At 49.5% G+C, this 5945-nt stretch carries 5 protein-coding genes and 1 riboswitch; of the genes, 4 read left to right on the top strand and 1 reads right to left on the bottom strand.

Annotated elements, in window-relative coordinates:
• The first annotated feature begins 62 nt into the window (after nucleotides 1–62).
• Nucleotides 63–2033: an acetate--CoA ligase gene (gene acs / locus RMO84_RS15030; protein WP_310489255.1), complete on the top strand. Its 1971-nt coding sequence runs from the start codon at nucleotides 63–65 to the stop codon at nucleotides 2031–2033.
• Nucleotides 2034–2213: 180 nt separating this feature from the next.
• Here acs and RMO84_RS15025 read toward each other — a convergent pair whose 3' ends face one another.
• The gene (locus RMO84_RS15025; protein ID WP_310489254.1) at nucleotides 2214–2423 is read right to left on the bottom strand and encodes a hypothetical protein; all 210 of its coding nucleotides are present in this window, start codon (nucleotides 2421–2423) and stop codon (nucleotides 2214–2216) included.
• 301 nt (nucleotides 2424–2724) lie between these two features.
• A riboswitch (cobalamin riboswitch) is annotated at nucleotides 2725–2847 on the top strand.
• A 51-nt stretch (nucleotides 2848–2898) separates the two neighbouring features.
• On the opposite strand from RMO84_RS15025, the gene cobG reads away from it, so the two are divergent.
• From cobG to RMO84_RS15010, 3 genes are all read left to right on the top strand, one after another.
• Nucleotides 2899–4371, top strand: a complete 1473-nt coding sequence (gene cobG / locus RMO84_RS15020) for a precorrin-3B synthase (RefSeq protein WP_310489253.1) — start codon at nucleotides 2899–2901, stop codon at nucleotides 4369–4371.
• 101 nt (nucleotides 4372–4472) lie between these two features.
• On the top strand, nucleotides 4473–5126 hold the full coding sequence (locus RMO84_RS15015) for a precorrin-8X methylmutase (protein WP_310489252.1): 654 nt from the start codon (nucleotides 4473–4475) through the stop codon (nucleotides 5124–5126).
• The gene (locus RMO84_RS15010) at nucleotides 5126–5836 is read left to right on the top strand and encodes a precorrin-2 C(20)-methyltransferase (RefSeq protein WP_310489251.1); all 711 of its coding nucleotides are present in this window, start codon (nucleotides 5126–5128) and stop codon (nucleotides 5834–5836) included. Before RMO84_RS15015 ends, RMO84_RS15010 begins: the two co-directional genes overlap by 1 nt.
• The last annotated feature ends 109 nt before the right edge of the window (nucleotides 5837–5945 follow it).

Here is a 5945-nt window from a genome sequence, read left to right as displayed (position 1 = left end):
GTCCCACGAACTAGGTGATAATTGACTACATAATAATTGACAACCGATCGCCGCTCCCTACCATGCCAGATAATTCAATTGAATCCACACTTCAAGAAGATCGGCTATTTAGCCCCTCAGCAGAGTTTTCCCAAGCCGCACAGATAAAGAGCTTGGCAGAGTATGAATCTCTCTATGCTCGCGCTCAAGCCAATCCCGAACAGTTTTGGGCGGAATTAGCCGACAGCGAACTGCATTGGTTTAAAAAATGGGACAAAGTTTTAGATTGGCAGCCGCCATTTGCTAAGTGGTTTACCGGCGGTAAGATTAATATCTCGTATAATTGTCTCGATCGACATCTGACAACCTGGCGTAAGAATAAAGCCGCGCTAATTTGGGAAGGCGAACCAGGGGACTCCCGCACGCTCACTTACGCTCAATTGCATCGCGAAGTCTGTCAGATGGCGAACGCTCTCAAACAGATGGGTGTAATTAAAGGAGATTTAGTCGGGATTTACATGCCGATGATTCCCGAGGCCACGATCGCGATGCTGGCCTGTGCGAGAATTGGAGCCGTACACACCGTCGTCTTTGGTGGCTTTAGTGCCGATGCGCTGCGCGACAGATTGGCTAATGGTAAAGCTAAAGCTGTAATTACTGCCGATGGTGGCTGGCGCAAAGATGCCATTGTACCGCTGAAAATTCAGGTCGATAAAGCCTTAGAAAATAATGCCTGTCCGACAGTCGAAAAAGTTTTAGTCGTCCAGCGTACCAAGCAAGAAATCCCGATTATTGAAGGCAGAGATATCTGGTGGCATGAAATTCAACCTACTGTCTCCGCTGACTGTCCCGCAGCGGAAATGGATGCTGAGGATATGTTATTCGTCCTTTACACCTCGGGCAGTACGGGTAAACCCAAAGGCGTCGTCCACACCACAGGTGGCTACAACCTCTACAGCCACATCACCACTAAGTGGATTTTCGATCTCAACGATACCGACGTTTACTGGTGTACCGCCGATGTCGGTTGGATTACCGGACATAGTTACATCGTCTATGGCCCATTATCCAACGGTGCGACTGCCGTCATGTATGAAGGAGTCGCTCGTCCTTCCAATCCGGGCTGCATGTGGGATATTATCGAAAAATACGGCGTTACCATCTTCTACACCGCCCCCACAGCCATTCGTGTCTTTATGAAAATGGGTGAAGAATTACCCAATGCGCGCAATCTCTCGTCCCTGCGCCTGCTCGGTACCGTCGGCGAACCGATTAACCCCGAAGCGTGGATGTGGTATCACCGCGTGATTGGTAAAGAGAAATGCCCGATCGTCGATACTTGGTGGCAAACTGAGACTGGCGGCATCATGATTACCGCTCTCCCTGGCGCAATTCCCACCAAACCAGGCTCCGCCACTCGACCCTTCCCGGGTATCGACGCTGAAATCGTCGATCTCGACGGCAGTACCCTCCCCGCCAATAGTGGCGGCTACTTAGCGGTAAAATACCCTTGGCCGGGAATGATGCGAACGGTATACGGCGATGACGAACGTTTCCGCAAGACTTACTGGGAACATATTCCCCCCGTAGATGGCAAATACATGTATTTTGCTGGCGATGGCGCGCGGCAGGATGCCGATGGCTACTTCTGGGTAATGGGACGGATTGACGATGTGCTCAACGTTTCTGGGCACCGTCTGGGCACGATGGAACTCGAATCCGCTCTCGTCTCGCATCCTGCTGTCGCAGAAGCCGCTATTGTCGGCAAACCGGATGAAATTAAGGGTGAAGAAATCGTCGCCTTTGTAACTTTGAATAGCAATTTTGTCGGCGATGCTAGCTTAGTAAAAGAGTTGCAAAAACACGTCAGTATCGAAATTGGCGCGATCGCTCGTCCTGGTGAAATTCGCTTTACCGATGCCCTACCAAAGACTCGATCGGGTAAAATTATGCGGCGGTTATTGCGCGATTTAGCGGCAGGTAAGGAAGTAACTGGCGATACTTCGACACTAGAAGATCGCAGTGTTTTGGATAAGTTGCGAGGTACTGATTAGTCGATCGACAGTTTTGAGAAGATGAATATCGTTTAGATAAACACTCTCAACCCGCGTCTACGGGTTGCTTGTATTAACTACTAACCAAAAAGAGCGATCGAATATATTCGATCGCTCTGTTTTTGGATATTTAAAAGATTGTTACTTTAAATGGTCGGGAAATTCTTCCGATTTACAAAATTACGCACGAACTCTTTGCAGTGCTTGTAACTGGCATAACAATGTGTCAACTTCGGCTTGAAGTTCGAGAAATTTTTCTTGTCTGTCGGCTGGATATAGAGCCTTCATCAATTTAGCAACTTGCTGTTCGTGCTCTGAATTAGCAGATCCAACCGCGCGACTGGCGACGGCTGCTTGATTAGCATTTAAGGTTAGGGGGCTGAGGGACATATCTTTTGATAGTTATTTATACTTACTCACACTCCAGCCAATTGTAGCCCGAATTCCACAATTTTAGGGTTTTGGATGGTGGAGATTTCCGAACGATACGACCCAGCTAGATGTGGATTACAGATGTCTTGACGGGTCGATCGAGTGATTGTTCCAATCGGAGGGACGAGGGGACTGGGGGACTGGGAGAGCTAAGGGAAATGATGCTTGCTACCAAACCCTCTAATCGCGATCCACTATCCACTCTCTTACTATTCCCTATTCCCTATCCACTATTCCCTAAGACCTAAACATCCCCATCTCATGCTAGATTAGTGAAGCTTAAGGATCGGGAAAGTCTGGTGCGAATCCAGGACTGTGCCGCAACTGTGATGAAGCGCAAACGCTTCGAGTCAGAATACCGTGCTTTGAGCGTACCGAGGCGGTACTTACATTCACTATTTCCTTGCGTCGCATGGGGAAGGAGTTAGATTCAGTGTCCGTAGAAAGGTCGATCTGCCCAGATATTTATCATCCTGCGATCGCGCGTGATGGCTTGTTGACTCGGTTGCGCACTCCAGGCGGTGTATTGAATACAGTGCAATGTCAGACGATTGCCGAGTTATTGGCAACGATCGGGTTAGAGTACATTCAAGTTACCAATCGCGCGAACTTACAACTGCGATCGCTAGCACAAGATTTAGATCGAGATTTATTAACTCAATTAGCCGCATGTGGATTGGCTGGAAAGAACACTGCTGTCGATGGCATTCGTAATGTGATGCTCAGTCCGACGGCGGGTATCGATGCGGGAGAAATTATCGATGTGCGTCCGTTGGCAAATGCTTGGCTGGAATACTTAGATCTTCATCCCGAATTGGGCGAATTATCGAATAAATTTAGTGTCGGTTTTGATGGTGGTGGCAGCGTTAGCATTATCGATCGACCTAACGATCTTACGCTCTTGGCAATTAGCGATTCTCCGCTGGAGAGGCTACGCCAACGCGAATTTAGTCTGCATCTGGGCATCGGCGAACGCGGCACAGCACCGCAATCTGTGGGGGTCAATTTAACCACCGATGAGTGTCTGCCAATGTTAGCCGCGATCGCGCAGACTTATCGGCGGGGTATAGAAATCATTGGTGGCGATCCACGCCGGAAACCACGATTGCGAGATGTCATTCATTATTATGGTTTGGCTGAGTTTGGCGAACTAGTCCGACGAGAGATTGGGGGTTACAGCCATTTTATTTTTAAAAACCAGTGTGTCGATCGATCTTCAGTTCGGGTAAATAGCGATCGTCATTTGGGCGTACAGCAGCAACGTCAACAAGGTCGTTATTATCTCGGTGTCGTCTTGCTATTGGGACGATTGACTGGAGCGCAAATCGAGGGATTGGGATCGATCGCCGCACGGTACGGCAGTGGCAATATTCGCCTGACGCATTGGCAAAATGTCATCATTCCGGATGTGAGAGCGATCGATCTTCAGACGGTATGGGGATTAGTTAGCGATTTAGGATTGGTGCAAACCGCCACTCATCCGAGTAGTTTATTAATAGCCTGTGCGGGTGTGACTGGCTGCCAGTACAGTGCCACAGATACTCAAGCCGATGCGATCGCTCTATCTAAATATTTATCAGCACAATTCACATTCGATCGACCGTTGAATATTCATTTCAGCGGTTGCGCAAAATCCTGCGCTCAACACAATCTGGCCGATATTACCCTGTGGGGAGAGGTTGAAACTAGCACCGGACTTGGAAAGTATCGATTAGAAATTGGCGGGGGTAGAGCCGAAGTCGAACTGGAATCGAGCGATCTTTTACCCCCCGAACGAGTCCCGATCGCCGTCAGCAAAGCGATCGCGACTTACTACCAGCACAAGTTAGATCCCCAATCATCTTTCCCAGGATTTGCCAATCGCCAACGAGCGGACAAACAGCTTGCATCAAAACCAAAACATTAGTAGCAATCGATCGCAGAATTAATGTTTTATTAAGTCTATTTCTAATTTCCCGCTCCCCGCTCCCCGCTCCCAACTCCCAACTCCCAACTCCCAACTCCTTCATGTCATCCAAAATCACCATTCCCGCTCCCTTAAAGTACATCCGCGATGGGGCGGAAATTTATCGTCAATCTTTTGCCACGATTCGATCGGAAGCCCAACTAGATATATTACCAGCCGACTTCGATACTGTCGCCGTGCGACTGATCCATGCGTGTGGGATGATTGATATCGTCAGCGACTTAGATTACTCGATCGATGCCGTACGGATCGGTCGCCATGCGTTGGCAACTGGGGCACCGATTTTATGCGACGCGCGGATGGTAGCAGATGGCGTAACGCGCACGCGTCTTCCTGTCAATAATCAGGTGATTTGTACACTCCCAGATCCGCAAGTTCCCGCTCTAGCAGCCCAATTAGAGAATACGCGATCGGCTGCGGCTCTAGAACTGTGGCGACCGCATTTGGCTGGTGCGGTGGTCGCGATCGGGAATGCACCGACGGCACTGTTCCGACTCTTGGAAATGATTGACGAGGGCGCACCCAAGCCCGCACTGATTCTCGGATTTCCGGTCGGATTCGTCGGCGCGATCGAATCTAAAGCCGCTCTGGCCGCCGATAGTCGGGGCGTACCTTTTCTGACAATTCACGGACGACGGGGCGGTAGTGCGATGGCTGCTGCTGCTGTCAATGCACTAGCAACGGAGCAGGAATAATGGTTGCGATTCAGACGGGCAAATTATACGGAATTGGTGTCGGCCCTGGCGATCCGGAGTTATTGACCCTCAAGGCATACCGACTCTTGCAAGCGTCTCCAGTAGTCGCCTACCAAGCAGCAACCGATCGTCAAAGTGTGGCACGCGCGATCGTCTCACCCTATTTGCGTGGCGACCAAATTGAAGTCTGCTTCAATTTCCCCCGCGCTCTGGCTCCCGAAGCCGCATACGAATTGTATAGTGAGGCAATTAAACCGATCGCAGCACACTTAAGTGCGGGTAGAGATGTTGTCGTATTATGCGTGGGCGATCCGTTATTTTACGGCTCATTTATGTATTTATTTACCCGATTAGCCGATCGATTCATTACCGAAATCGTCCCAGGTATTTCTTCACCAATGGCCGCCGCCGCCGCGATCGGCACGCCGTTATGTTATCAAAATGACGTGTTTAGTGTCTTGTCCGGTACGCTATCAGCAGAAGCATTAACAGCACAATTAATCAATGCCGATGCGGTGGCTATTATCAAACTCCGCCGTCATTTTGACAAAGTTCGTCAGGTATTAAGCGAATTAGATTTATTAGATCGGGCTAAATATATCGAACGCGCTACGGCAAAGGATCAGCGGATTGTGTCGATCGAATCTGTCGATCCGAGCAATGTCCCCTATTTTGCGATGATTATCGTCCCCAGCAAAACCCAACTCTAAAAAAATCCCCTCCTGGGAGGGGTGCCTGAAAGGCGGGGTGGGTTCACCATCTTTGCTGCGAGCTACTAATTCCGAATGTGAAATCGCCAAAAAACTCCAGCAACACAAA

This window comes from Chamaesiphon sp. VAR_69_metabat_338, from assembly GCF_031423935.1.
GTDB lineage: Bacteria > Cyanobacteriota > Cyanobacteriia > Cyanobacteriales > Chamaesiphonaceae > Chamaesiphon.
The sequence above is the reverse complement of the archived record's forward strand: the minus strand, read 5'-3'. Positions and strand labels throughout refer to the sequence as shown.